We start from the raw sequence: 25,741 nt of genomic DNA, 5'->3' as shown, positions 1-25,741 counted from the left end.
CACCATCGACGCCGAGATCGAGAAACTTCTCTCCGGCTACGGCTCAAAGTTTGAAATCCGTTTCTCGTGAATACTTAAGTGTCGTGTGACTCGCTTAATCGGATAAAGCGACACCTAACCGGAGAACCTTGCATGCAGTCGCTGAAGATCATTTGCCCCAACGGCCATCTCGGCTTTGCGCCGCTGCGCACCGGCAGCTTCGAGCTTGGCGTGGCCGCCCGGCCGGACTACATCGCGGCCGATTCGGGCAGCGATGACGTGGGCCCGGTGCCGCTCGGCTCGGATACTTCGACCAGCCCCGAGGCGTGGCAGCGCCACGACCTGGAGCACATGCTGCTGGCCTCGCGGCGCCTGGGCGTGCCGATGATCATCGGCTCGGCTGGCGACACGGGCACCAACAGCCGGGTCGACCTTTACGTCAGCATCATCCGCGAACTGGCGCAACGGCACGGGCTCAGGCGCTTTCGCATCGGCTACTTCTACTCGGAGGTTCCCACGTCGCTGGTCCGCGAGAAGCTCGGCGCCGGCGAGACCATCCGGGGCCTCGACGGCTTTGCCGACCTGACGCTGTCCGAGCTGGACAGCACCGAGCGCATCGTCGCTATGGCCGGCGTGCATCCGTATCTCGAACTGCTGCGCCAGGGCGCAGACGTGATCATCGGTGGCCGCAGCTCCGACGCCGCCGTGTTTGCCGCGCCGGCGCTGCACCATAGCTTCGCGGCGGACCACGCCTACTATCTGGGCAAGGTGCTGGAGTGCGCCTCCTTCTGCGCGGAGCCGTATGGCGGCAAGGAAACGGTACTGGGCGAGATCACCCGCGACGACGTCCGCGTCACCGCGATGCATCCGGACCAGCGCTGCACCGTTGCCTCGGTGGCCGGCCATGCCATGTATGAACGCTCCAACCCGTTCGAGGAATTCGTCGCGGGCGGCAGGCTCGACATGCGCCATTGCCGCTACGAGCAGCTCGATCCGCGCACCACCCGCATCACCGGTTCGCGCTTCGAGCCCGACCAGCTCGTGCGCGTCAAGCTGGAAGGCGCCGGCAAGGTCGGCGAGCGGTATGTGGGGCTTTGCGGCATCCGCGACCCGTACACGATTGCCAATGTGGACCGCGTGATCGCCTGGGCCCGCGACCAGGTGCGCGCGCGCTTCGGCGATAACGGCTACGAGCTGCACTACAACGTCTACGGACGCGACGGCGTGATGGGCGAGCTGGAACCGCTGCGCGACCGTCCCGGCCATGAGTTGTGCGTCATGGTGCAGGGCGTGGCGCCAACGCGCGAGATGGCGGAGGAAGTCGCGATGATCGGCCTGCGCCAGATGTTCTATGCGCGCCTGCCGGACGTCAAAGGCACCGCCGGCTCGGTGTCGTTCCCGCTGGACGAGGTGCTGCGCGCCAGCCCCGCCTATCGCTGGACGCTGAACCACACGATGGCGGTGCACGATCCGCTGGCACTGTTTCCCACCCATGTTGTCGAGGCCGGCGTCTGAGGCGCCAGGTTTCCAGGAGATCCATCATGACCACTGCCAATCCGACCGCGTTCGCCGCGCCCGCCCCCCATGCGCCCGCGCAGAAGCTGCACGAACTTGCCAAGACCATCCGCAGCAAGAACGCCGGGGTCAACAAGATCACGTTCGACATCATCTTCCGCGAGGCGGCGCAGTATGAGCGCGTCAAGCGGTCCCGGGTGCTGAGCCGCGAAAGCATGGCCGCGCTGTTCGGCGTCCCGGCCACGCGCATCAGCGATTTCGTCGAATACGATCCGGCCTTCGCGATCAAGTTCACCATGTACCGCCAGCGCCCGAGCGGCAGCGCCGGCGACGGCGACATCTTTGGCGCCCAGCAGTATGCACCGCTGCTGGAACTGGAGATTCCGGCCTGACCTGCGCACAGCCAGCGCGGCCGGCCCGGCTGGCCGCGCGCGGGCCTGTGGCATCGCCGGCGCCGCCCGGTTGCGCCGGCGGTGCCGTCCTGCAGCCTTGCTGCACTACGATGAGTTCGGACAGACGTATGAACAAGACCTCTTTCAAGCGCATTTGGACCCGCCTGGCGCGCACCCTGCCGGCGGCTATTGCCACGGCAGCGCTGGCGCTCGCCGCCACGGCCGGCGCCGCGCCCGCGGACAATGCAGCTGCCGTGCCGCCGCTGATGCGGATCGTGGTGCCGTTCTCGGCAGGCGCCAGCAACGACGTGATCGCGCGCGCGATTGCGCCGGCATTGGCCCGTCAGCTCGGCAACACGGTGATCGTGGAGAACCGGCCCGGCGTGGCAGGCGTGCTGGGCGCGGATTACGTCGCCAAGTCGCCACGCGACGGATCGGTGCTGTTGCTGACGTCGTCGACCTTCCTGACCGCCGCGGCGACGCAAGCGCGCTCGCCATATGACCCGCTGACCGCGTTCGCGCCGGTTGCGCTGGTTGCCGACGGGCCGCTGCTGCTGGCGGTGTCGTCCACGCTCGCGGCGTCGAAGTCGATCCGCACCGCCGCGGAACTGATCGCCGCCGCGCGCGCGAAGCCGGGGGCCATCACCTACGGCTCGGCCGGCGTCGGATCGCTGGGCCACCTTGCGTCAGAGATGCTGTGCGACGCCTCCCGGGTGCAGATGATGCACGTGCCGTACAAGGGCGCGGCCAATGCGCTGATCGACCTGGCCGCGGGGCAGATCGATGTGATGATGTCGAACTACAGTTCGATCGCCACGCAGATCAAATCCGGCAAGGTCAAGCCGCTGGCCGTGACGTCGGCCACACCGAATCCCGCTTTCCCGGAGTTGCCAACGCTGGCGGCGTCGGTGCCGGGCTATGGCATCGAGATCTGGGTCGGGGTGCTGGCCCCGGCCGGGACGCCGGCGGCGCTGGTGCAGCGGCTCAATCGGGAAATCGCCGAGATCGCTGCCTCGCAGGAGGTGCGCATGGTGCTGGAGCCGGATGGCTCGCGTCCGCTGGCTGTCAGTCCGGCCGAGTTTGGCGCGCGGATGAAGCACGATCTCGCGCAATGGAAGCGGATTGCCGCGGAACGCAAGATCATTGCGGAATAGCCCCATGCGTCACACTATCGGCCGTATGCGAATCGGTAATCGAGAGCGTATCCGGTAGGTGTTTGGATAAGCCGCATAGGTGATCTGGCAATTTGGGCGCTCGGCCGGCATATGCAATGTGGTAAGCCGATGTGCCATAAATAGACGAAGTAGTAATCGACGTATAAACTCTGGTAATCCTCCATGCCTCCATTACCTCACTCCTCAGTCCGCTTATGGCTTACGCTCCACTCGGCTACAGCGCCCTGATTGCCAGGTTCAAGCTGCGCGTTCCGCCCCTGCATTCGATATCGGAACTGGCGGACAAGACAGGCGTGCTGAGCACGCATACCGGCGCCGACGGCAGCGTAAAGACTGTCTATCCCAGAAATCGCTACCGCGGCGACGATACGACCCTCGACCATCTCACCTTTGCGCTGCGCAAGGAACCGCTGAATCTGACCGTGCTGGCCGCGCTGTTCGAGCATCAGGAGGCGGTTGAGGAGGTACGGCAGTGGCTGGCGGCTTCGCCCGGATCGCGGTACGCGCGGCTCAGCGGTTTCTATGCCAAGTGGCTTGCCGGCGCGCAGTTCGACTACAAGCTGCCGGCGGGAACCGCCCGCGTTGCGGCGCTCGACGAAGCGGACTACGTTACGGGCGACAGCCAGCTCGACGCCCAGTTCGGCATTGTGAACAACCACCTCGGCCCGGCGGCATTCTGCCCCTTGGTGCGCCGCACCGAGCGCCTCCAGGCATTCATCGGCGCCGATCTCCCGGGCAAGATCGCCGCCGCGATCAACCGGCTCGAACCGGAAGTCCTGGCGCGCGCGGTGGACTATCTCTACCTCGCCGAAACGCGTTCGACCTATTCGATCGAGAAAGAGCTGCCCGACAACCAGCGTGTCGCCAGGTTCAGGCGCCTGCTGGAGTTTGCCGGTGCGGCCGTGCCGCTCGACGAGGCGCAGTTCTGCGAATGGCAGAACGAGATCATTTCATCGATCCGGGCGGAGTACGCCTATCGCGATCGCCAGAACTGGCTCTCGCGCGGCGGACGGCTGCGCAACATTGCCGACTACATCCCGCCGCCCCCGCAGCAGGTCGAGCCGATGATGGAAGGCCTGGCGCAGGTTGCCGGCCTGATCAAGACAAAAGCGGCGCACCCCCTGGTCATCGCGGCGTGCGTTGCATTCGGCTTTGTCTATATCCACCCGTTCTACGACGGCAACGGGCGCCTCCACCGCTTCCTGATCCACCATCTGTTGCGCCAGGCCGGCGTGACGCCGGAGGGCGTCGTGTTGCCGGTATCGGCCAGCATGCTGAAAAACCTGCCGGTCTACGCCGGCTTGCTGAAGGACTACTCGGCGCCTCGCACGGGACTGCTGAACTATGTGCTTGACGCGGACAGCGACACGATTCTCATCAAGTCGCCACAACCCTATTGGCTCTATGCCTCGTTCGATGCGACGGCGCTTTGCGAGTTTGTCTTCGAATGCGTCCAGCAGTGCGTCGAGGAAGACCTGGCGCTGGAGATCCGTTACCTGAAGGCCTTCGATGCCAGCGTGGCCCGCATCGAAGGATGGCTGGACCTGCGCCAGGCGCGCCTCACCAACCTGATCGACCTGGTCGTGCAGAACCACGGCGAGCTCTCCAACCGCAAGCGCGCGAAATTCACCGAGTTGTCCGATGCGGAGATTGCACGGATCGAGGAAGTGGTGCGCGACGAATTCGCGGACTACTTCGAAGCCACGGCAAAGGCGGCCTGATTTCGCGAGCGTGCTTCAGGCACCTCGGGCGCCTCGGGCGCCGCACGATTGCCAAAATCGGATATCCGTAGCGGCCACTGCATGGCCCGATCAGGCCATGCGGGCGCCAGGGATGCCGGCCCTCGCGCCCGGCGCCCCTCGCCGCACCGCCGCACGCACGCCGCGACTCAGTAGATCTCCCGGTACGCCGGTTGCCGATTCCGGCTAACGCCCAGGCCCCGCCACTTCATAGACTGCCTCCATCCCGCTTCCCACAGGAGACAGTCGTGACGCACCCAAGCAGGAACGCACGCCCCGCCACCAGAGCGCGGCAGTTCGCACGTTCCGCACCCCCGGCGCTGCGCGCATGGTGCCTTGCCATGTCGCTCGCATCGCTCGCCATCGGCGCGGGCAGCGCCGTCGCCGAGCTGCCGCCCGAAACGCTGACGATGGCCACGCTGGCGCCGGCCGACGAAAACCGCCTTTACGTCTCCGACGTTGCGTTCCGCCACATGGTCGACGGCCGCCTGCACGTGGTCGACGGCAAGCAGATGAAGTACCTCGGCCTGGTGCCGACCGGCTTCGGCGGACAGTCGCTGCTGTCGCCGGACAAGCGCACCATCTATGTGGTCTCGACCTTCTACCCGCGCCTGTCGCGCGGCGAGCGGACCGACGTGGTCAGCCTGTACGATGCCGGCACGCTGGCCTACCGCGGCGAGATCGTGATCCCGCCACGCCATGCGCAGTCGCTCAACTACCGGGGCATCATCGCCACGTCCGCGGACGGCCGCTTCCTGTATGTGCAGAATGCCACGCCGGCGACCTCGGTCAGCATCGTCGACCTGAAAGAGAACAAGCTTGCGTCCGAAGTCCAGACGCCGGGTTGCTGGGGCATCCTTGCCAGCGCCGCGTCGAGCCAGCGCTTTCACTCGCTGTGCAGCGACGGCGCCATGCTGACCGTCACGCACGATACCAATGGCCAGCCTGCCGGCCAGAAGCGCAGCGCGCGCATGTTCGATCCGCAGGAAGACCCCGTTTTCCTGCATGCGGAGCGCATCGGCAACACGCTGTACTTCGTTTCCTTCAACGGCAACGTCTATACCGCCGACCTCTCGGGCGAAGCACCGTCCTTTGGCAAGCCGTGGCCCATCGTCGATACGGCCGACACCAGGGGCGGCTGGAAGCCCGGCGGCTATCAGCTGTTCGCGCTCCACGCCGCCACGCAGCGGCTCTATGTCGGCATGCATCCGAAGAGCCGCGAGGGCTCGCACAAGACGCCCGCGGCGGAGATCTGGACCATCGACCTGGCCAGCCGCAAGCGCGTGGCGCGCGCGCCCGGGCAGAACGCGCTGGCACTGACCATCACGCAAGGCGCCAGGCCCACGCTGTACGCGCTCGACGCGATCAAGGCGGGCGTGGTCGCGCTGGATCCCGCGGCACGGCTGAAGCCGGTCGCGCGGCTGGATAACGTGACCGAGAACGCCGTGCAGGTGGAGGCCCATCAATGACCGCCGCCCTGCTGTGCGCCGATCCCCTTGTCACCGCTGCCTGCAGTGCGGCCGCGGCGCTGGTGCTGCTGATGTCGGTGCTGCCCAAGCTGCGCGACTTTGCGCGCTTCCACGCGGCCCTCGACGCCTACCAGCTGGTTCCCGCCGCATGGACCCGTGCCGCGGCAATGGCCTTCGTTGCCGCTGAAACGGGCGCCGCGCTGCTGCTGGTGGCACGGCCCCTGCAGGCGGCTTCGGCGGTCGCCGGGCTTGCCGTCGTCGGCCTCGCCACCGCTGCCGTCGGCATCAACCTGGCGCGCGGCCGTCGCGATATCCGCTGTGGCTGCGATGCCGAGGGCGTGCCGTTGTCGGGCGGCCTGGTATGGCGCAATGCCGCCTTGCTGGCGGTACTGGGCGCGGCGGCCGCATCCGCCGCGGCAGCGCCCACGCGCGCCCTGGCACCGCTCGACTTTGCCGCCGCTGGCTTCTGCGCCCTGGCGCTGCTGCTGATGTGGCTGGCCAGCACGCAATTGCTGGCCAACGCGGCACGTACCCGCGCCTGACCATCCCTTGATTTCCTTCTGACCGAGACCGTGATGACTGCTCTTGTGATAGCAAATATCGTGCTGTGGATCGCCGTGCTGGCGCTGCTGCTTGGCCTGTATGCGCTGGCCCGCCAGGTCGGCATCCTCTATGAACGCGTGGCCCCGATGGGCGCGCTGGTGATCGACGCCGGCCCGCGCGTCGGCCAGCCGTTGCAGCCGTTCGCGCTGCAGGACGTGCGCGGCGGCCAAGTCTCCGTTGGCGGCCAGCAAGCCGCCGCCACGCTGATGTTCTTCCTGTCGCCAACCTGCCCGATCTGCAAGAAGCTGATCCCGGTGCTGAAGTCGATCCGCGCCAGCGAACGCGGCTGGCTGCGCATCGTGCTGGCGTCCGACGGCGAGCAGCCGGAGCATCTCGCCTTCCTGAAGCAGGCCGGCCTGGGCGAATTCGAATACGTGTTGTCGAAGGAACTCGGCATGCACCTGCAGATCGGCAAGCTGCCTTACGGTGTGCTGCTGGACCAGCAAGGGACGCTGCGCGCCAAGGGCCTGGTCAATTCGCGCGAGCAGCTGGAAAGCCTGTTCACCGCCATGGACCTGAACGTGGCGTCGGTGCAGCAGTTCCTTGAAACCCACGCCTGAGCGCAAAGGAGAACGTGTGATGTGGTTCGACAACCTCTTCGAGCGCCAGGCGCGCCGGGCCGCGCAACGCGTCGGCCGCCGCAGCGTGCTGGCCACGCTGGGCAAGGCGATGGTCGGCGGCATGGCGCTGCCGGTACTGCCTTTCGACCGCAGCGCGCATGCCGCCAGCGCGCACGGCGCGCGCGCCGGCAAGCCGGCCGACGAAACCGCATGCGACTACTGGAAATACTGCGCTGTCGACGGCTTCCTGTGCTCGTGCTGCGGCGGCACTTCGACCACCTGCCCGCCCGGTACCGAACCGTCGAAAGTGTCGTGGGTCGGCACCTGCCGCAACCCTGCGGACGGCAAGGACTACATGGTCAGCTACAACGACTGCTGCGGCAAAACTACCTGTGGCCGCTGCGAATGCAATACCAACGAGCGCGAGCGCCCGGGCTACAAGCTTGGCGTCCACAACGACGTCAACTGGTGCATGAGCAACACCAGCACGATGTTCCACTGCACCACCTCGATCATTCTCGGAGTCCAGGAATGAAGCCGTCCGTCCTGATCGCCACCGCCGGGGCGGCACTGCTGGCCGCCCTGCCCGCCGCCGCGGCCGACCTTGCCGCGCAGGGCAAGGACCTGTTCGCCGCCAACTGCGCGGCTTGCCACAACGCCGACGCATCCGGGATTGCCGGGGTCGCGCCGCCGCTGGCCAATGCGCTGCGCGACCGGCTGGGCGCGCCGGCAGGCCAGGCCTACCTCGCCAACGTGCTGGTGCACGGGCTGGCGGGCCCCATCGAATCGCAGGGGCAGTCCTTCAACGGCATCATGCCGCCCTTTGCCGCGCTGCCGGACGCCTCGCTGCTGGCGGTGATGGCGTGGCTCAACACGCAGAACGGACAGGCAGCGACTGCCGGCGGCGCCGAAGCGCTGGCCAAAGCGCGCGCCGAGCGCAAGACGCCGGGCGCCGTGCGCAAGCTGCGCGAGGCCCGCTGACATGGGCCGCGCCGCGCCACGCCGCGTCGTGCGAGTCGTGCGGATCGCGGCCACCCTGGCCTGCTGCCTGGTTGCCGCGGCGGCGCATGCCGAGGGCAGGCTGCAGCGCGGCCAGGCCAGCTACATGCTGCACTGCTCGGGTTGCCACCTGCCGGATGGCTCGGGCAAGCCGGCCGCCGGCATTCCCGACATGCGCCTCACCGTGCCACAGCTGCTGCGCTCCGCCGCGGGCCGCGCGTTCCTGGTGCAGGTGCCTGGTACGTCCGGCTCGGACTTGACCGATGCGCAGATCGCCGAGCTGATGAACTGGATGCTGCCGGCGCTGACCGCGCAGCACGACGCGGCCCCGTACACGCCGCAGGAAGTGACCCGCTACCGCAATGACCGGCTCGACGATGTCGCCGCGCACCGCGCCGCGATCCTGCCGGGCCGCTGAACCCGAAACACCCACACCGACAACGATCCGACGAGGAGACCCATGGACACCCGCACCGACCTGCTTCTGCCCGCTACCCGCGCCTTCCTGCAACGCCCCAAACGCATGCTGATCGGAGGCCAGTGGGTCGCCGCTGCTGACGGCGGCGTCTTCGTCAGCGAGGACCCCGCCACCGAATCGCCGCTGGCCGAGGTGCCCGCCGGCAAGCCCGCCGACGTCGACGCCGCCGTGCAAGCCGCGCGCCAGGCCTTCGGGCAAGGCGCATGGGCCACGATGCGCCCGTCCGACCGCGAGCGCCTGCTGCTGCGCCTGGCCGACCTGGTCGAGGCCAATGCCGACGAACTGGCGCAGATCGAGGCGCTCGACAACGGCAAGCCGGCCAGCATGGCGCGCGCCGTCGACGTGGCCACCGCCGCCAGCTTCCTGCGCTACATGGGCGGATGGGCGACCAAGCTGCACGGCGAGAGCCTGGACGTGTCGGTGCCGCTGGTGCGCGAGCGCGAGTTCGTCGCCTTCACCCGGCAGGAGGCGGTAGGCGTGGTCGGCGCCATCATCCCGTGGAACTTCCCGCTGCTGATGGCGGCGTGGAAGCTCGGTCCGGCGCTGGCGTGCGGCTGCACGGTCGTGCTCAAGCCGGCCGAGGAAACGCCGCTGTCTGCGCTGCGCCTGGGCGAGCTGATCGTGGAAGCCGGCTATCCCGCCGGCGTGGTCAATATCGTGACGGGCGGCGGCGCGGACTGCGGCGCGGCGCTGGCGGCGCATCCGGACGTCGACAAGGTCGCCTTCACCGGCTCGACGGAGGTCGGCAAGCTGGTCGGCACTGCCGCCATGCAGCGGCTGGCCCGCGTCACGCTGGAGCTCGGCGGCAAGTCGCCGGTGATCATGCTCGACGACATGCCGCCCGAGGCCGCGGCGGCCGGCGCCGCGCAGGCCATCTTCTTCAACCAGGGGCAAGTCTGCACCGCGGGTTCGCGGCTCTACCTGCCGCGCAAGCATTTCGACGCCACCGTGGCGGCGCTCGCCGGCATCGCCAACGGCTTCCGGCTGGGCGCGGGCATCGAGCCCGATACCACCATGGGGCCGCTGGTCTCGGCACGCCAGTGCCAGCGCGTTGCCGGCTATGTGCAGGCGGGCGTGCAGGACGGCGCGACGCTCGTCTGCGGCGGTCCGGCGGACACGTCGCGCGGCCATTTCTTCCGCCCGACGGTGCTCGCCGGCGCGCCGGACACTGCCAGCGTGGTGCAGGAAGAAATCTTCGGGCCGGTGGTGGTGGCCCTGCCCTACGACGAGATCGACGAGGTGGTCGGCCGGGCCAACGGCACGCCGTTCGGGCTCGCCGCATCGGTGTGGTCGAACGACCTGTCGCGGGTGCACCGGCTGGTGCCGCGCATCAAGGCCGGCACCGTGTGGGTCAACTGCCATAACCTGCTCGACAACGCCATGCCGTTCGGCGGCTTCAAGCAATCGGGGATCGGCCGCGAGATGGGCCGCGCCGTGTTCGAACACTACATCGAGACCAAGTCGGTGATGATCGCTGTCTGAGCCGCGGACCGCCAGCAATGAGTACGACCATGAAGACCACTTCTCCCTGCCCCGCCGCCGCCGCCGCTGTGGCGCAGCCGGCCCGCCGCCAGTGGCTGGGCCGGCTGGCCGGTACCGCCCTGACCACGGCCGCGGCCGGCGCCGCGCTGTCGCGCCCGGCTACTGCCGCAAGCCTTGATGCCAACGCGGCGGGCCAGGCGGCAAGCGGCACGCCCGACCCGATCGTGATGATGCCGGCCTGGAAACTGTCGCGCGAGATCTATGCGCGGCGCGTCTCGTGCCGCGAGGTCATGGCGGCCTATCTGTCGCATATCGATCGGGTCAACCCTGCCGCCAACGCCATCGTTGCCCTGCGCGAGCGCGACGTGCTGCTGCAGGAAGCCGCGGCCGCCGACCAGGCGCTGGCCGCCGGCAAGCCGGGCGGCTGGATGCACGGCATGCCGCAGGCACCGAAGGATCTCGCGCTGACGCGCGGCATCCGCACCACCTTTGGTTCGCCGATCTTCAAGGACAACGTGCCGGCGACCGACGCGATCATCGTCGAGCGCGTGCGCAAGGCCGGCGCCATCCTGGTCGGCAAGACCAATACGCCGGAGTTCGGGCTGGGCTCGCAAACCTTCAACACCGTCTATGGCGCCACCCGCAACCCCTATGACGCCACCCGTTGCGCCGGCGGCAGCAGCGGCGGCGCGGCCGCGGCGCTGGCGATGCGGATGCTGCCGGTCGCCGACGGCAGCGACTTCGGCGGCTCGTTGCGCAATCCCGCCGGCTATTGCAACGTGTATGGCTTCCGCCCGTCGATGGGCCGGGTGCCCTACGGCCCGACCGCCGAGGTTTTCCTGCAGCAACTTGGCTACGAAGGGCCGATGGGCCGCACCGTCGCCGACGTCGCGTTGCTGCTGGCCACGCAGTCAGGGCCCGACCCGCGCACCCCGCTGGCGCTCGAGCGCGACGCAACGCTGGCCCGCCTCACGCCCGACAACGTGATGGTGACGCTGGACGCCGACCTGAAAGGCAAGCGCGTGGCGTGGCTGGGCAACTGGGACGGCTACCTGCCGATGGAAGACGGCATCCTGCCGTTGTGCGAGCAGGCGTTGCAGGCATTCCAGGCCTTCGGCGTTTCGGTCGACGCCATCAAGCCGCCCTTTGCGCCGGAACGCCTGTGGAAGACCTGGCTGGTCCACCGGCATTTCCTGGTCGGCAACGGCATGTTGCCGTTCTACCGCGACCCGGCCAAGAGGGCGCTGCTCAAGCCCGAAGCGGTCTGGGAGATCGAAGGCGCGCTCAAGCTCGATGCCGGCGACATCTATGCCGCCAGCGCCGAGCGCAGCGCCTGGGCGCAGGCGCTGCAGCAGGTCTTCGCCAGGCATGACTTCATCGCGGTGCCGACCGCACAGGTGTTTCCGTTCGACGTGCGCGAGCCGTGGCCGAAACAGATCGCCGGCAGGCAGATGGACACCTATCACCGCTGGATGGAAGTGGTGTTCCCCTGGACGCTGTCGGGTTGCCCGGTAATCAGCGTGCCAGCGGGCTTCAGCCGCGATGGCCTGCCGATGGGCATGCAGCTGATCGGCAGGCCGCACGACGACCTGGGCGTGCTGCGGCTGGCGCGCGCCTATGAGCAGGAGCGCGACTGGGTGGGCCGCCACCTGCCGCGCGCGATGATGGCCTAGGCCTGGGCCAACCCGCGGCGCCGTGCCAGCGTTTGCGACGGCAGTTCGCCGAAGAAGGCGCGGTACTGCGCCGCGAAACGCGGCAGATGGTGGAAGCCGAACCGCGCCGCCACGGTGCCGACCGGCTCCACCGGGCCGGCGCGCAGCGCCAGGCGCACGCCGTTCATCCGCACCGCGCGCACGAAGTCCAGCGGCGCCAGGCCGGTGACCTCGTTGAAGCTGTACTGCAGCGTGCGGCGCGATACGCCCAGGCGCTCGCACAGCGCCAGGATGCTCCAGCCGTGGTCGGGCGCGGCACGCACCAGCGCGTAGGCGTCGGCCACCAGCTGGCGGCGCGCGCCTGCGGTTGGCAGCGGCTCGCGCGAGCGGTCGTCGTCCGCGATCAGCGCGGTCGCCGCCGCCAGCAGCAAGGCGTCGCGTATCGCGCTCTCCACGAAGCGGTTGCTGAACACCTCCGCTTCGATCGCCGCGGTCGCCAGCACCGACAGCAACGCGGCGCGCAAATCATTGCCGACCGCCGGCCGCAACTGGCGCACGCCGGCCAGCTTGTCGAGGCGGCGTGGTTCGCCGCTCGCCAGCGCTACCGCGCGATCCAGCGCGGGCAGCGGCATGGTCAGTCCGGTCAGGTCCAGTTCGCGCGGGGTGCGCATCGCCAGCGCCTGGCCGTTGCCCGCGCACAGCAGCGAATATCCGTGCATGCGGTAGCCGTGGAACCAGCCATCCTCGCATTGCACATGCGGCAAGGCGAGCGACAGATAGCCGCGCGCCGCTTCCCCCTCTTCCAGCAGCGCCTGCGTGGTCTGTTCGCGGAACACATGGACATCGCCGTAAGTGACCTGCGAGACCTCGGCCCGGAACACACCTGGCGTCAGTTGCTGGTAGCGCTGCTGCCAGCCGTCGAGCTCGGCCGCGGCAGCCTGCGCCTCGTCGGCAACGACATGGCGCAGCGCGCGCGGCGCGGTGGCTGCAGCGGACGGTTCGGTCGGGGGCGGTGGATTCGGGGGCATGGATGCGCTTGCCATTTGCGCCGCGCAGGGCCTTGGGCAAGACGTAGTTGTGTTGCGGGCTGGCACCCGTTGTGTCGTCTCGCCTGCCGCTGGCGGCAGGTCAGTGTAGCGAACGGTGGCACCCTCATGGGAGCGGGAGAACCCTGAGGGCCGCCGCTGCGCAGCCATGATTGCAACGCCTGGGTGCTGGCAAGCGCCGTGCCCGTACGGTTGGTGTGCCGAGGATGTGTTGGAAAAAATAGTTGGCCTGTGCGGAATAAAGCCGGTCCCGGGCGTGTTTACTCCGAAGCAGCCCGCGAACCACAACCCGGAGAACGCCACACATGAAGTCCACCCTGCCCGCTTTCATGCTCGCCGCCATTGCGGCGGCGGCCGGTTCGATCTGCCTGGCAGGCGGTGTCCCGACGGTGCCGCATGATCATGGCCAGTCGCCAGTGGCGCGGCAGCCGGAACAGCCGGAACCCTTTGTCGCCAGCACCGCAAAGCCGTTCGCGCAACGCATGGACGACGCCATGGCCGTCATGGATGCAGGCATGCGCGCCGCCCCCATGAACGGCGACCCTGACCACGACTTCGTCGCGATGATGATCCCGCATCACCAGGGCGCCATCGACATGGCCAAGGCATTGCTGCTCGACACCCGGGATCCGGAATTGCGCAACCTGGCACAGGGCATCATCACCGACCAGCAGAACGAGATCCGCCTGATGCAAGCCTGGCTTGCCCGCCATCCGAACACCGCGCCGAGCCGCAGCCCGGCACCAGCACATTCTCACTGAAGGAATCCCACATGAAGCAGACCTTGCAGCTTGCGCTGGTCCTGTCCACTGCGTCGTCGCTCGCCGTCGCGGCACCGGCCGCCAGTGACCGCGTCTACACGGCAGACCAGAACAGCAACACCGTGTCGGTCATTGACCCTGCCACCAATACGCTGCTCGGCCAGATCCGTCTTGGCAACGCCCGGCCCGATATCCTTTCGCCGCTTTACAAGGGCGAGATCAACGTGCATGGCCTGGGCTTCTCGCCGGATCACAAGACGCTGCTCGTCGTCTCCAATGGCTCGAACTCGGCAACGTTCATCGATACCGCCACGAACAAGGTCAAGGGGGTTGCCTATATCGGCCGCTCGCCGCACGAGGGTTTCTTTACCGCCGACGGCAAGGAAGCGTGGGTGGTCGTGCGCGGCGAGGACTACATCTCGGTGATCGACCCGGCCAGCTACAAGGAGATCCGCCGCATCCCCACCGCGCCAGGCCCGGGCATGGTGCTGTTCCATCCCGACGGCAAGCTCGCCTTTGTCGTCTCCAGCTTTACGCCCGAGGTCGACGTGATCGATGTCGCCACGCACCAGCTCGTCAAGCGCATTCCGGTCGCCAGCCCGTTTTCGCCCTTCCTGCAGTTCACCCCGGACTTCAGCGAAGTGTGGATGACGCACAAGGACGTCGGCAAGGTCACCCGCATCGACACGCAAAGCCTCAGCGTCAGGGGCGTGTTCGATACCGGCTTTATCACCAACCACATCGGCTTCGCCAGGACCGCGCGCGGCACGCTCGCCTACGTGACGGTCGGCGGCGAGAATGCGGTCAAGGTCTACAGCACCGACGCCGAGCCCCGCCTGCTCGCGACCATACCCGTCGGCGCGCTGCCGCATGGCATCTGGCCGTCCGATGACGGCAGCCGCATGTATGTCGGCCTGGAAAACGGCGACGGGGTCGACGTGATCGACACCGCCACCCAGCGCGTCATCGCCCGCACCCCGGTCGGACAGGCACCGCAGGCCCTCGTCTATGTCTCCAATGCCGTGCCGGCCGGCGATGGCAAGGCAAATCTCGCGCCGCGTGCAAACAGCGATCCCGTCAACATTCCGCTCAAGGCCACCAGCGGCGCCGGACGCGGCTTCGTCGTGGCACGCAACCTGGGCCTGGTCGATGCGCTGGAAGTGTTCCTCTACCAGCTAAAGCCGCAGACGGTCTACAACGTCTACGTCTCTGGCCACCGCACGCCCGTTGCAAGCTTCAGGACGAATGCCGCCGGCGCCGCCAATGGCACGGCCATCGGGCCGTTGCGCGAGGCGGTGCCCGCCTTGTCCACGAAGCAGCCTGCCGCCGCCACGCTGCTGGTGGTCGAGGGCAACGCGCCGCCGACCACCAGCAGCGCGGTGCTGACCGGCACGCAGTAAGGTGCGCTTCAGCTGCCCCGGTACGTGCCGAAACTCCACGGCGAGCACAGCAGCGGCACGTGGTAGTGCTGCGCGGCGTCCGCGATGGTAAAGCGCACGGGCACGATGTCGGCGAACGTGTCCGGCGCCTTGAAGTAGTCCGCCACCCAGAAGCGCAGCTCGAAGTCGCCGGTGCGGGCCTGGGCGGCGGGCAGCATGGGCGTGTCAGTGCGGCCGTCGTTGTTGGTGCGCGCCTTTGCGATCAGTTTCGGGGGTTGCGTGCCGACGTCGAACAGTTCGATCTGCATGCCGGCAATCGGCTTGCCGAGCGATACGTCGAGCACGTGGGTGCTGATGCCTGCCATGGTCTGCCTCCTTTCAATGCAATGCAGGCATCAGCTGCCGCGGTAGTAGTTGTAGCTCCACGGCCCGAACGTCACGGGCAGGTGGATGCGCTGGCTGGCGTCCGTCACGCGCAGGCGCAGCGGGATCTTCGACAGGAACAGCGGCTGCGGCAGGCCGGCCTTGCGGGCGGCGAAGTATTCGTCCACGTGCATGACCAGTTCGTAGGTGCCGGTGCGGTAGGCGTCGCCGAGCAGCAGCGGTGGTTCGCTGCGGCCATTGGCGGCGAGCGTCACCGTCTGCAGCAGGCGTGGCTGTCCGTTTTCAATGCGGTACATGTCTACGCGCATCCCGGCTGCCGGCGTGCCGTGCCAGGTGTCGAGCGCGTGCATGGTCAGCCGCGGGCTGAGGCCGCCCTGCTGCACCGGGCCCGCGGTCTGGTTGGGCGCCGGAGTCGGTGCCGGGCTGGCGGCCAGCGCGCTGCCAGCCAGCAGCGCACTGCCTCCCAGCGTGATCGATTGCAGGCCGAAGCGTCGGCGGGCGGCGTTGAAGCCGGGATCGTGGTCGTCGTGCATGTCAGGCCTCGCGCTTGTGATGGAGACGGCGGATGCAGAACACAACCAGCATCGCAGCCAGGATTTCGATGGCGGCCACCAGGTACAAGCCGCTGCTGACCGTGCCGGTGGCGGTCTTGATCAGGCCCATCGCATAGGGCGCGCCGAAGCCGGCCAGGTTTGAGACAGAATTGATCAGGGCCACGCCCACCGCGGCGGCGCTGCCAGCCAGGTAGCGGTTGGGCAGCTGCCAGAACACGGGGATGGCGCTCATGGTGCCGACCAGCGCGGCAGTCATGGCCACCAGGGTGATCACAGGCGACAGCGCCTGCATGCCCAGCAGCACGGCCAGCAGGGCCATTGCCGCACCACCGACCAGCGCGGCGCCGCTGAAGTGCCAGCGCACCTCGTTGCGACGGTCAGAGTGCGCGCCGTTGGCGATCATGCCGATCGCGCCGCAGAGGTAGGCCACCGCCGCGATCCAGCCCACCGCCATCGGCGTGGTGAAGCCGACTTCCTTGATGATGGTCGGGATCCAGAATGTCAGCGTGGAGTTGGCGCACAGCAGGCAGAAGAAGATGGCGATCAGCAGCCACACCTTGCGGTTGGTGAACAGCGTACGCCAGTCGTGCCCACGTTCGCCCATGGTGGCGTTGTCCCGCTTCAGGGCGTCAAGCACCACGCGCTTCTCGCTGTCGGTCAGCCACTGTGCCTGCTCCGGCTTGTCGGTCATGTAGAACCACGCGAAGATGCCGGCCAGCACGGAAGGAATGCCTTCCAGGATAAACAGCCATTGCCAGCCATGCATGCCATGCACGCCGCCCATCGAGGTCATGATCCAGCCGGCCAGCGGGCCGCCGAGCACACCTGCGATGGCGGACGCCGACATGAAGGTGCCGAAAGCGCGGGCGCGCCGCTCGGACGGATACCAGTAGGTCAGGTAGAGGATCACGCCGGGATAGAAGCCCGCCTCGAACGCGCCCAGCAGGAAGCGCAGGATATAGAACTGCGTCGGCGTGGTGACATAGGTCTGCAGCATGCAGATCACGCCCCAGCAGATGGTGATGCGCATGATGGTCTTCTTGGCGCCGATCTTCTGCAGCAGCATGTTCGACGGCACTTCGAAGAAGAAGTAGCCAAGGAAGAAGATACCGGCGCCCAGGCCATACACCGCCTCGCTGAAGCGCAGCGAATCCAGCATCTGCAGCTTGGCGAAGCCGATGTTGACCCGGTCCAGCCACGCGAGCACCCACAGCACGCCAAGGAATGGCAGCAGGCGCCACGACACCTTGCGAAAGACGCTGGCTTCCGCATTGTCCGCCGTGTCGGCGAACAGCGGAACGCCCTGTTTTGTAATGGACATGGAGTCTCCTGTCTTGTCGGTTTGTGTTGTGCGGGCGATGCCGCGGGATGGTGCTGCGGCGGCCCTCCGTCTGGATTGGGTGCAAGTATAGGAACGGGCCCGGATTGCGGAACGGGGGGGCTGGTATAGGCCCTATATCAGCTTGGATATGGGTCGGAAAGCCTTGCCTGGCGCGGGATTCCGGGCTTTTGCCAGGCGCGTTGGCGGACCTATGGATTACCCTAGGGCACCCGCTTTGCCCTCCTCCGCGGTGCGCCGGGGGGCGGCGTTCCCGCCCGCGTGCGGGTTCGACCGCGTTGCCGTGCGGTGCGGTGCGCAAAAGGCTACAAAGCCGCCATGGGCAGCAAGCAATGCGCACCGGTTGCGGCGCCTGCTGCCCACGCCTACTTACCTACCGGAACGCCCGAGACTCCGCATGATCCGCGCCGACGACCCTTTCGATACCTACCTGCTGCGCGTGCTGTGCATCCTGATTGCCGAGCAGAGCGTCTCGCGCACCGCCATCCGCCTGAACCAGTCGCAACCGGCGATCAGCTCGGCGCTCAAGCGGCTGCGCGCGATCTTCAACGACCCGCTGCTCACGCGCGAAAAGAATGTCATGGTGCCGACCGAGCGCGCCCTGCAGCTTGCCCGCAACGCGCAGGCGGCGCTCAGCGCGCTGGACAACCTGCTGGTGTCGGACGACCGCTTCGACCCCGCCACCACCGAGCAAAGCTTTACCGTAGCGATGCCCGACTACCTCGCGCCGCCGTTCTTTGCCCAAGTCGTACGGGAGTTCCGGCGCATGGCACCCCAGGCGCGGCTGGCGGCGATTCCACTGACCGCCACCTTCGACTACGAGCAGGCGCTGTCGGAGGGCACCATCGACATCGTGATCGGCAACTGGCCCAATCCCCCGGAGCACCTGCACCTGTCCGTATTGCTGGAAGACGAGGTGGTCTGCATGGTGGCGCCTGACAGCGTGCATAACCGGCCGGGAAAGTTCACCGCGCAGGCCTACCTGGGCGCGGCGCATATCGTGCCGACGCCCTACTCGCGCGACCAGCGCGGGGTGGTGGACACGGGCCTCAGCACGATGCGCGTGCACCGGGACAACCGCGTGAGCTGCCCTTACTTCAACCTGGCGCCGAGCCTGATCCCCGGCACGGACCTGATCCTGACGACGGGCCGCCACTTTGCCAACTATCACGCGCAGCATGTACCGGTGGCGGTGCTCAGGCCGCCGATCGAATTCCCGTTCATGCGCTTCTACCAGCTGTGGCATCCCGCGCGCCACCGCTCGGCCTCGCATGCGTGGCTGCGCGGCATGCTGACGGCGGCATCGCAGGCGCTGCGCGACCTGCGCGACCTGGACCCCGCCCCACGCGCATAGCGGTATCGGATTCTGTTATGCGTCTTATATGGCCGCGCCCCTCGCCGCGGCCATGCCTGCTTCCTATACTCGGCCCGTATTCGGTTTCCATGCCTGGCCTGCGCGGCCGGCACAACGGGAGAGCAGTCCATGTCACAGTCCATCGATCTGGCGCCGGTCAACGCGCTGGACCAGTCCGGCTTTACCCACGCGTTCGGCAGCGTGTTCGAGCATTTTCCGCTGGCGGCAGAGCACGCCTGGGCGCGGCGGCCCTTTGCATCGTCCAGCGCGCTGCATGATGCGATGATGGATGTCATCCGCAAGCTGGATGCGAAGGCCCAGTGCGATTTCCTGAACCTGCACCCGATGCTGTCGGCCGCCAATATCCGCGCCGGCACCATGACGGCGGATTCCAATGCCGAGCAGAAGAGCGCGGGGCTGGACACGATGTCAGTGCAGCAGGAAGCCACGCTCGACCGCATGAATGCCGCTTACCTGGCACGACACGGCTTTCCCTTCATTATCTGCGTGCGGCACTACACGCGGGAAGGCATCTTTGCCGCGCTGGAACGCCGTATCGACCGCAGCACGCAGCAGGAACTGGATGAGGCGCTGGCTCAGATCGGCGCGATCACGCGCGGGCGGCTGCAGGCACGGCTCGATACGCTGGCATGAATGCGGCGACAGGTGCGGGCGAGCCAGGCGGCCGAACCGATCGCGCCTGCGCGCACACTGCTTGATAAATCAACTTGTTGACTAAATAACCGACGATTCAGCACTTCTTCACCGGAAATACCCTAGGTTTCCGTCACGATATAAGTAATGATCTTGACGTATAACCACGCATCAACCATAGTCCGTCCAGCCCGGGTCAGGAGCCCGTTCGCGGGCTCTTGCCGCTGGTTGAGCGTTCAAAAGAAGATTGGTGAAGGAGACATAGATGCAGCACATTGATGTACAGAAGCTGGCCGACGGCGCCAGCTTTAACCGATTCCATGCGCGTGTCCTGGCCTGGTGCCTGCTGGTGATCATCATCGACGGATATGACATCGCCGTAGCGGGTGCCGCGCTGCCATCGATCATGAAGGAGATGGGCGTCACGGCGTCGACCGCCGGCTTCATGGCGAGCTCGGCGCTGTTCGGCATGATGTTCGGCGCTATCTTCCTGGGCGCCCTCTCCGACAAGATCGGACGACGCTGGACCATCTCGCTGTGCGTATTCCTGTTCAGCGTGTTCACGGCGGCCGCGGGCCTGACCAGCGATCCGGTCACGTTCAGCGTGATGCGGTTTATCGCCGGTCTTGGCATCGGCGGCGTGATGCCCAACATCGTGGCGCAGATGACGGAATATTCGCCGCGCAAGATCCGCAGCTTCATGACCACGGTGATGTTCTCCGGCTATGCCATCGGCGGCATCCTGGCCGCGGTGATAGGCAAGCAGTTCATTGCCGGGTTTGGCTGGCAGATCGTGTTCTTCGCGGCCGGCGTGCCGGTGATCCTGATCCCGTTCATCCTGAAGACGATGCCGGAGTCGCTGTCGTTCCTGGTGTCGCGCCAGAACGAAAAGGACCTGCGCGCCCTCGCGCAACGCATCGACCCGCACCTGCGCCTGGATGCCGGCGCCACCTTCCGCTTGCCGCAGCAGGACCGCGCAGCCGGCGCGCCGGTGGCCCGCCTGTTCCAGGACGGCCGTGGCTTCAGCACGGTCATGTTCTGGATCGCCTTCTTTACCGGCCTGTTCATGGTCTATGCGCTCAGCACCTGGCTGACCAAGCTGATGGCGATGTCGGGCTACAGCCTGGGCTCCGCGCTCAGCTTCGTGATCGCGCTGAACGTGGGCGCTGTGGTAGGTGCGATCGGTGGCGGATGGCTGGCCGACCGGTTCCATATCAAGTGGGTGCTGGTGGTGATGTACTTGCTCGGCGGCGCGTTCCTTTACCTGATGACGTTCAAGACCTCGACCGAGATGCTCTACCTGCTGATCGGCGCGGTAGGTGCTTGCACTACCGGCGCGCAGATCGTCGCGTATGCATACAGCGGCCAGTTTTATCCGGTGTCGATCCGTTCGACCGGCGTTGGCATGGCCTCGGGCATCGGACGGCTTGGTGCCATCGCGGCGCCGGTGCTGATCGGGCTGATCGTTTCGCTGCAGTTGCCGCTGGCGCAGAACTTCCTGGTCATCGGTGCGGCGGGGATCGTGGGTGCGCTGGCGCTCGCGTGCATCAACCATCGGCTGTCGGCATCGGCGCCGCACGCCGATGCAGCGGCAAGCGCGGCCCCGGCGTCGATGGTGCCGGGCGTGGCTGAAGCGCGAAGCTGACAGCGTCCTGGAGGCGCGCGGCGCGACTGCGCGCCGCCATAAGGAAATGGCGGGCCCTGGCCCGCCATTGTTCATTGGAGGTCAGTCGACCGCGTCGACGATAAAGCGCCGGGTAATGGTTACGCCGGCCCGCACGCGGCGATGCCGGACCGCCCAGACGACCGCACGCATGGCCTTGCCGCCGTGGGACTCGACCATGCGGGTACACCGCTCCAGCGCCGCATCGTCCGGAAAATAGCGAAGCTCGGCGGCACTGCCCAGGATCACCGCAATGTCCAGCGCGGATTCCTGGCGCATGGCCAGCGACAGCAGGCGGCTGAGGCGGCGTGTCACCGCATTGGCGTCGCCGGGCCATTGGCGCCGCGCCTCGGCCTGGATGGTCCGGGCCGCGGCGCGGATGTGATGGAGCATGTCGGTGATGCCCATTTCCGGCTGTGTGGACCGGAGGGGGCGCGCGGCTTGTGCCACTTCCATATTTGCGTCCCAGCGAGCCGGAAGACCAGCCGCTCAGCGGCCGACGAAGCGCGCCGGGCGCTCGACGGCCAGGACGGCGACATCGGCAGCATGGTGGAACGTAATGGTCATGGCTGAACCTTGATGGCAAGAATCCGAAGAATACTAGGCACGCCTTACGTATACGTCAATATCCTTACTTATATTTACCAACACATCCGCTAGCAGGCTTTTTCTCACTACCACCGTTTATAAATAATAATCATGATCTTTGCGCAAATGCAGCAAAAGAGCACGATGGAACACATTCAAACGGCTCGCAGGGTACCATCCCACCCGTCGCGCCCGTGCGTGTGTGCTCCGCGCCGCCTTAGAATAGGCACACTAATGGCAGGCTCACGGCGGCCAGTGTCAATCCCACACCATGACCAAACCAGAATTCGCGTACGACCCGTCCGACGCATCCGTCCATAACCGGCTGTTTTTCCGGCTGTTCCAGGCCGGCAATACGCTGGACCGGCAGACCAGCAAGTCGCTCGGCATCACCACCGTGCAGTGGTCCGTGCTGGGGGCGCTGTCGCGGCCGCAGGTGCCGGAAGGCATGTCGTTCTCGGAACTGACCGAATACCTGGTGGTGAGCCGGCAAAGCCTTGATGGCGTGCTCAAGCGGCTGGAGCGGGAAAAGCATGTCCAGCGTGTTGCCGACACCGTGGACCGCCGCGCCAAGAAGGTCGTGCTGACGCCGAAGGGGCGCGAGTTCTGGAACAGCCTGCAACCCAGGATCTATGAGTTCTACCGCCAGGCGCTGGCGAGCTTCGGCTTTGACGACAAGGTTTCGCTGGTCCATTTCCTGAACCAGCTCAACGCCGGCCTGGCCAGCGTCCACATGGACGCGGACCCCGGCGCGCACGCGGCGGAGGAACCGGCACGGTCCGCGCAGGACTGACAGCGGTCGCGACGCTCAACATGGGTGCCATAGCAACCCCGGAGCGCCGGTAACACCCGCCGGGCTATGACAAAATAGGCCACGTATCGTCCCGGCGCGCTTGCGCACCACTCCGTATTAGCCGCCCCGCAACATTGACCCAGTTCACCGCCACCGTCCCCATTTCGCTGGTCAACGGCTTCCTGTCCGGTGCCGACCCGGCCGCCATGGCGCGGCTGGCGGAGCGCGCGGGGATCCCGAGCGGCCTGTTGCAGGCGCCGGCCGCGCGCGTGACCGAGGAACAGTTTTCCACGCTCTACCGCGAACTGGCCATGGAACTGGACGACGAGATGCCCGGCATCTTCAGCCGGCCGCTGCGCAACGGCACGCTCAAGTTCCTGTGCCTGAGCCTGCTGGATGCGCCGCGGCTGGAAGTGGCGCTGCACCGCTTTGGCCAGTTCTTCCACCTGATCCTGGACGATTTCCGGCTCGAATCCGGACGCGACGATGGTTTCGGCGAGGTCGTGCTGCGTGCCGACCCGGCCGGCCCCGGCGTCAGCGCGCTGGGCAGCGAGCTGATGCTCAAGCTGGTCCACGGCGTCGCCTCATGGCTGATCGGCATGCGCATCCCTCTGGCCAGGGTGGAGTTCGATTTTCCGCGGCCGCCGCGCGCCAGCGACTCCCTTTACCTGTTTCCCGGCCCGGTGCAGTTCGGCGGCCGCCAGACGCTGCTCAGGTTCGAGGAGTCCTACCTGGACATGCCGGTCCGCCGGCGCAAGGCCGATTTGCAGAAATTCCTGGCGCGCGCGCCCGAGGACTGGATCTTCGTCGCGTTCGCCGACCAGATGGTGTGCCACCATGTGCGCCAGTACCTGGCCGACTGCCTGCCGGCGACGCCGACCATCGAAGCGGTGGCGCAGGACCTGCACTTCTCGGTCCGCACGCTGTGCCGCCGGCTGACCGCTGAAGGCACGACCTTCCAGGCAGTGAAGGACGAGGTGCGCCGGGACATTGCCATCCAGCGGCTCACGCGCACCACGGATGCGATCGCGGCGATCGCCTTCGATATCGGCTTTGACAACCCCACCGCCTTCCATCGTGCCTTCCGCAACTGGACCGGCAGCACGCCCAAGGCCTACCGGACCATGCCCGCACACCCCTGACAAATCCTGCCACGAGGCCAGGCCGGTGCCGACCTGCGGGCATCGCCACGCGCCGGTTTATGTATGGCGGCAGATTTCGTCAATGAATGGGCAGCTTTGGATAGCCGCGCCCGGTGCTTCCCGCGTTACGATGACGTATCGGCCCGGGTTGCGGGCCAGGCGCCATGCCCTGCGCGCCACCCAGGAACAAGCGTACAGACGTACAGACAGGAGACATCCATGACCTACCGTGCCCCGCTCAAAGACATGCTGTTCGTGATGAACGAGCTCGCAGGTCTTGACGCTGTCAGCCGCCTGCCCGGCTTCGAGGAAGCCACGCCGGAAACGGCCGGGGCCGTGCTCGACGAAGCCGCCAAGTTCAACGAACAGGTGCTGACACCGCTCAACCGCACCGGCGACCTGGATCCGAGCAGCTGGAAGGACGGCGTGGTGACCACCACCCCCGGCTTCAAGGACGCCTTCCGCCAGTTCGGCGAAGGCGGCTGGCAGGGCGTGCTGCATCCGCAGGATTTCGGCGGCCAGGGCCTGCCCAAGCTGATTGCGACCGCCTGCATCGAAATGCTGAACAGCGCCAACCTGTCGTTCGCGCTGTGCCCGCTGCTGACCGACGGCGCCATCGAGGCCCTGCTGACCGCCGGCTCCGACGAGCAGAAGGCCACCTTCCTGCCCAAGCTGATCAGCGGCGAGTGGACCGGCACCATGAACCTGACCGAGCCGCAGGCCGGTTCGGACCTGGCCGCGGTGCGCACCCGCGCCGAGCCGCAAGGCGACGGTACCTACAAGGTCTTCGGCACCAAGATCTTCATCACCTACGGCGAGCACGACATGGCGAAGAACATCGTCCATCTGGTGCTGGCCCGCACGCCCGACGCGCCCGAAGGCGTCAAGGGCATCTCGCTGTTCATCGTGCCCAAGTACCTGGTCAACGCCGACGGCAGCCTGGGCGAGCGCAACGACGTGCACTGCGTGTCGATCGAACACAAGCTGGGCATCAAGGCCAGCCCGACCGCGGTGCTGCAGTTCGGCGACCACGGCGGCGCCATCGGCACGCTGGTGGGCGAAGAGAACCGCGGCCTGGAGTACATGTTCATCATGATGAACTCCGCGCGCTTTGCAGTCGGCATGCAGGGCGTCGCGGTGTCCGAGCGTGCCTACCAGCAGGCCGTGGCGTATGCGCGCGAGCGCGTGCAAAGCCGCCCGGTCGACGGCTCGGCGCGCGAAGCGGTCACCATCATCCACCACCCTGACGTCAAGCGCATGCTGATGACGATGCGCGCGCTGACCGAAGGCGCACGCGCCGTCGCCTACGTGGCGGCCGCCGCCAGCGACACCGCGCACCAGCATCCGGACGAAGCCGTGCGCAAGCAAAGCCAGTCGTTCTATGAATTCCTCGTGCCGGTGGTCAAGGGCTGGAGCACCGAGCTGTCGATCGACGTCGCCAGCCTCGGCGTGCAGGTGCATGGCGGCATGGGCTTTATCGAGGAAACCGGCGCGGCGCAGCACTACCGCGACGCCCGCATCCTGCCGATCTACGAAGGCACCACGGCCATCCAGGCCAACGACCTGGTCGGCCGCAAGACCGTGCGCGATGGCGGCGCGGTGGCGCGCGCGATCTGCGCGCAGATCGCCGAGACCGAGGCCGCGCTGGGCAAGCATGGCGGCGCGGCCTTCGCCGCGGTCCAGGCGCAGCTGGCCAATGGCCGCGCGGCGCTGGAAGCGGTGGTCGAGTTCGTGGTGGCCAATGCCAAGTCGGATCCGAATGCGGTGTTCGCCGGCAGCGTGCCATACCTGAAGCTGTGCGGCATCGTATTCTCGGGCTGGCAGCTGGGCCGCGCGATGCTGGCCGCGGATGCGAAACGGGCCGAGGATCCGAACTTCCACGACGCCAAGATCGCCACCGCGCATTTCTTCGCACAGCACATCCTGTCGCAGGCAACCGCGCTGCGCGATGCCGTGGTCGGCGGTGCGGCGCCGGTCAATGCGCTGACGGCGGAGCAGTTCTGACGGCGCCTCGGCGCGCAGCAGACACGGGCGGCCTTTG

At 67.1% G+C, this 25,741-nt stretch carries 25 protein-coding genes; 20 read left to right on the top strand and 5 right to left on the bottom strand.

Translation table 11 applies throughout. From position 1 onward, the window contains the following. Nucleotides 1–132: 132 nt before the first annotated feature. The 12 genes from J8I34_RS20360 (at nt 133) to J8I34_RS20305 (ending at nt 12,064) form a co-directional block, all read left to right on the top strand. Nucleotides 133–1,494: an acyclic terpene utilization AtuA family protein gene (locus tag J8I34_RS20360; RefSeq protein ID WP_209806821.1), complete on the top strand. Its 1,362-nt coding sequence runs from the start codon at nt 133–135 to the stop codon at nt 1,492–1,494. A gap of 26 nt (nt 1,495–1,520) precedes the next feature. Further along, nucleotides 1,521–1,886, top strand: a complete 366-nt coding sequence (locus tag J8I34_RS20355) for a DUF4387 domain-containing protein (protein WP_051320490.1) — start codon at nt 1,521–1,523, stop codon at nt 1,884–1,886. A gap of 128 nt (nt 1,887–2,014) precedes the next feature. Continuing rightward, complete coding sequence (locus J8I34_RS20350) at nt 2,015–3,040, top strand: tripartite tricarboxylate transporter substrate-binding protein (protein WP_051320489.1); 1,026 nt, start codon at nt 2,015–2,017, stop codon at nt 3,038–3,040. 215 nt (nt 3,041–3,255) lie between these two features. Next, nucleotides 3,256–4,782, top strand: a complete 1,527-nt coding sequence (locus J8I34_RS20345; protein ID WP_209806820.1) for a Fic family protein — start codon at nt 3,256–3,258, stop codon at nt 4,780–4,782. Between the two features lie 359 nt (nt 4,783–5,141). Beyond that, entirely contained in the window at nt 5,142–6,269 is a 1,128-nt protein-coding gene (locus J8I34_RS20340; protein WP_245176025.1) for an amine dehydrogenase large subunit, read from the top strand. Then, a complete protein-coding gene (locus J8I34_RS20335) occupies nt 6,266–6,811 on the top strand; it encodes a MauE/DoxX family redox-associated membrane protein (RefSeq protein WP_209806819.1) in 546 nt (181 codons plus the stop codon). The genes J8I34_RS20340 and J8I34_RS20335 overlap by 4 nt, the downstream gene beginning before the upstream one ends. Nucleotides 6,812–6,844: 33 nt before the next feature. After that, nucleotides 6,845–7,432 carry a methylamine dehydrogenase accessory protein MauD gene (gene mauD, locus J8I34_RS20330; protein ID WP_029047461.1) on the top strand — a complete coding sequence of 196 codons (588 nt, stop codon included), beginning with the start codon at nt 6,845–6,847 and terminating at the stop codon, nt 7,430–7,432. A 19-nt stretch (nt 7,433–7,451) separates the two neighbouring features. Then, the gene (locus J8I34_RS20325; protein ID WP_084402448.1) at nt 7,452–7,967 is read left to right on the top strand and encodes a methylamine dehydrogenase light chain; all 516 of its coding nucleotides are present in this window, start codon (nt 7,452–7,454) and stop codon (nt 7,965–7,967) included. Beyond that, the gene (locus J8I34_RS20320; protein ID WP_209768995.1) at nt 7,964–8,413 is read left to right on the top strand and encodes a c-type cytochrome; all 450 of its coding nucleotides are present in this window, start codon (nt 7,964–7,966) and stop codon (nt 8,411–8,413) included. Before J8I34_RS20325 ends, J8I34_RS20320 begins: the two co-directional genes overlap by 4 nt. Nucleotide 8,414: 1 nt before the next feature. Next, entirely contained in the window at nt 8,415–8,849 is a 435-nt protein-coding gene (locus tag J8I34_RS20315) for a c-type cytochrome (protein ID WP_209761608.1), read from the top strand. 42 nt (nt 8,850–8,891) lie between these two features. Next, nucleotides 8,892–10,391, top strand: a complete 1,500-nt coding sequence (locus J8I34_RS20310; protein WP_209806818.1) for an aldehyde dehydrogenase family protein — start codon at nt 8,892–8,894, stop codon at nt 10,389–10,391. Nucleotides 10,392–10,420: 29 nt separating this feature from the next. Further along, nucleotides 10,421–12,064, top strand: coding sequence for an amidase (locus J8I34_RS20305; protein ID WP_256441835.1), 1,644 nt, complete (start codon nt 10,421–10,423; stop codon nt 12,062–12,064). Here J8I34_RS20305 and J8I34_RS20300 read toward each other — a convergent pair. Continuing rightward, nucleotides 12,061–13,071 carry a helix-turn-helix domain-containing protein gene (locus J8I34_RS20300; RefSeq protein ID WP_209806817.1) on the bottom strand — a complete coding sequence of 337 codons (1,011 nt, stop codon included), beginning with the start codon at nt 13,069–13,071 and terminating at the stop codon, nt 12,061–12,063. The genes J8I34_RS20305 and J8I34_RS20300 overlap by 4 nt on opposite strands. A gap of 323 nt (nt 13,072–13,394) precedes the next feature. Between J8I34_RS20300 and J8I34_RS20295 the strand changes: the two genes are divergently transcribed. Together J8I34_RS20295 and J8I34_RS20290 are read left to right on the top strand one after the other, a co-directional pair. Then, on the top strand, nt 13,395–13,850 hold the full coding sequence (locus tag J8I34_RS20295; protein WP_245176024.1) for a DUF305 domain-containing protein: 456 nt from the start codon (nt 13,395–13,397) through the stop codon (nt 13,848–13,850). An 11-nt stretch (nt 13,851–13,861) separates the two neighbouring features. Next, nucleotides 13,862–15,250: a beta-propeller fold lactonase family protein gene (locus tag J8I34_RS20290; protein ID WP_209806816.1), complete on the top strand. Its 1,389-nt coding sequence runs from the start codon at nt 13,862–13,864 to the stop codon at nt 15,248–15,250. Between the two features lie 8 nt (nt 15,251–15,258). On the opposite strand, the gene uraH is transcribed toward J8I34_RS20290, so the two are convergent. Genes uraH through J8I34_RS20275 form a run of 3 tightly spaced genes read right to left on the bottom strand, consistent with a single transcriptional unit; the run spans nt 15,259 to nt 17,488 of the window. Beyond that, nucleotides 15,259–15,594: a hydroxyisourate hydrolase gene (gene uraH, locus J8I34_RS20285; RefSeq protein ID WP_209769009.1), complete on the bottom strand. Its 336-nt coding sequence runs from the start codon at nt 15,592–15,594 to the stop codon at nt 15,259–15,261. A 30-nt stretch (nt 15,595–15,624) separates the two neighbouring features. After that, nucleotides 15,625–16,146 carry a hydroxyisourate hydrolase gene (locus J8I34_RS20280; protein ID WP_209806815.1) on the bottom strand — a complete coding sequence of 174 codons (522 nt, stop codon included), beginning with the start codon at nt 16,144–16,146 and terminating at the stop codon, nt 15,625–15,627. 1 nt (nt 16,147) lies between these two features. Further along, nucleotides 16,148–17,488, bottom strand: a complete 1,341-nt coding sequence (locus J8I34_RS20275; protein WP_209806814.1) for an MFS transporter — start codon at nt 17,486–17,488, stop codon at nt 16,148–16,150. Between the two features lie 415 nt (nt 17,489–17,903). On the opposite strand from J8I34_RS20275, the gene J8I34_RS20270 reads away from it, so the two are divergent. The 3 genes from J8I34_RS20270 (at nt 17,904) to J8I34_RS20260 (ending at nt 21,159) form a co-directional block, all read left to right on the top strand. After that, nucleotides 17,904–18,860 (top strand): LysR family transcriptional regulator, encoded by a 957-nt coding sequence (locus J8I34_RS20270; protein ID WP_209806813.1) that lies wholly within the window; start codon nt 17,904–17,906, stop codon nt 18,858–18,860. 129 nt (nt 18,861–18,989) lie between these two features. After that, complete coding sequence (uraD, locus tag J8I34_RS20265) at nt 18,990–19,514, top strand: 2-oxo-4-hydroxy-4-carboxy-5-ureidoimidazoline decarboxylase (RefSeq protein WP_209806812.1); 525 nt, start codon at nt 18,990–18,992, stop codon at nt 19,512–19,514. Between the two features lie 265 nt (nt 19,515–19,779). Then, a complete protein-coding gene (locus J8I34_RS20260; protein ID WP_209806811.1) occupies nt 19,780–21,159 on the top strand; it encodes an MFS transporter in 1,380 nt (459 codons plus the stop codon). 81 nt (nt 21,160–21,240) lie between these two features. Here J8I34_RS20260 and J8I34_RS20255 read toward each other — a convergent pair whose 3' ends face one another. Further along, nucleotides 21,241–21,570, bottom strand: coding sequence for a hypothetical protein (locus J8I34_RS20255; protein WP_209806810.1), 330 nt, complete (start codon nt 21,568–21,570; stop codon nt 21,241–21,243). 466 nt (nt 21,571–22,036) lie between these two features. On the opposite strand from J8I34_RS20255, the gene J8I34_RS20250 reads away from it, so the two are divergent. From J8I34_RS20250 to J8I34_RS20240, 3 genes are all read left to right on the top strand, one after another. Next, entirely contained in the window at nt 22,037–22,558 is a 522-nt protein-coding gene (locus J8I34_RS20250) for a MarR family winged helix-turn-helix transcriptional regulator (RefSeq protein ID WP_029047445.1), read from the top strand. A 206-nt stretch (nt 22,559–22,764) separates the two neighbouring features. Beyond that, entirely contained in the window at nt 22,765–23,700 is a 936-nt protein-coding gene (locus J8I34_RS20245; RefSeq protein ID WP_084402454.1) for an AraC family transcriptional regulator, read from the top strand. Between the two features lie 219 nt (nt 23,701–23,919). Then, nucleotides 23,920–25,704 carry an acyl-CoA dehydrogenase gene (locus J8I34_RS20240; RefSeq protein WP_209806809.1) on the top strand — a complete coding sequence of 595 codons (1,785 nt, stop codon included), beginning with the start codon at nt 23,920–23,922 and terminating at the stop codon, nt 25,702–25,704. Nucleotides 25,705–25,741: the final 37 nt, after the last annotated feature.

It is taken from the genome of Cupriavidus phytohabitans (assembly GCF_017815025.1).
Classification (GTDB): Bacteria; Pseudomonadota; Gammaproteobacteria; order Burkholderiales; family Burkholderiaceae; genus Cupriavidus.
This window is presented reverse-complemented; position numbering and strand designations above follow the sequence as displayed.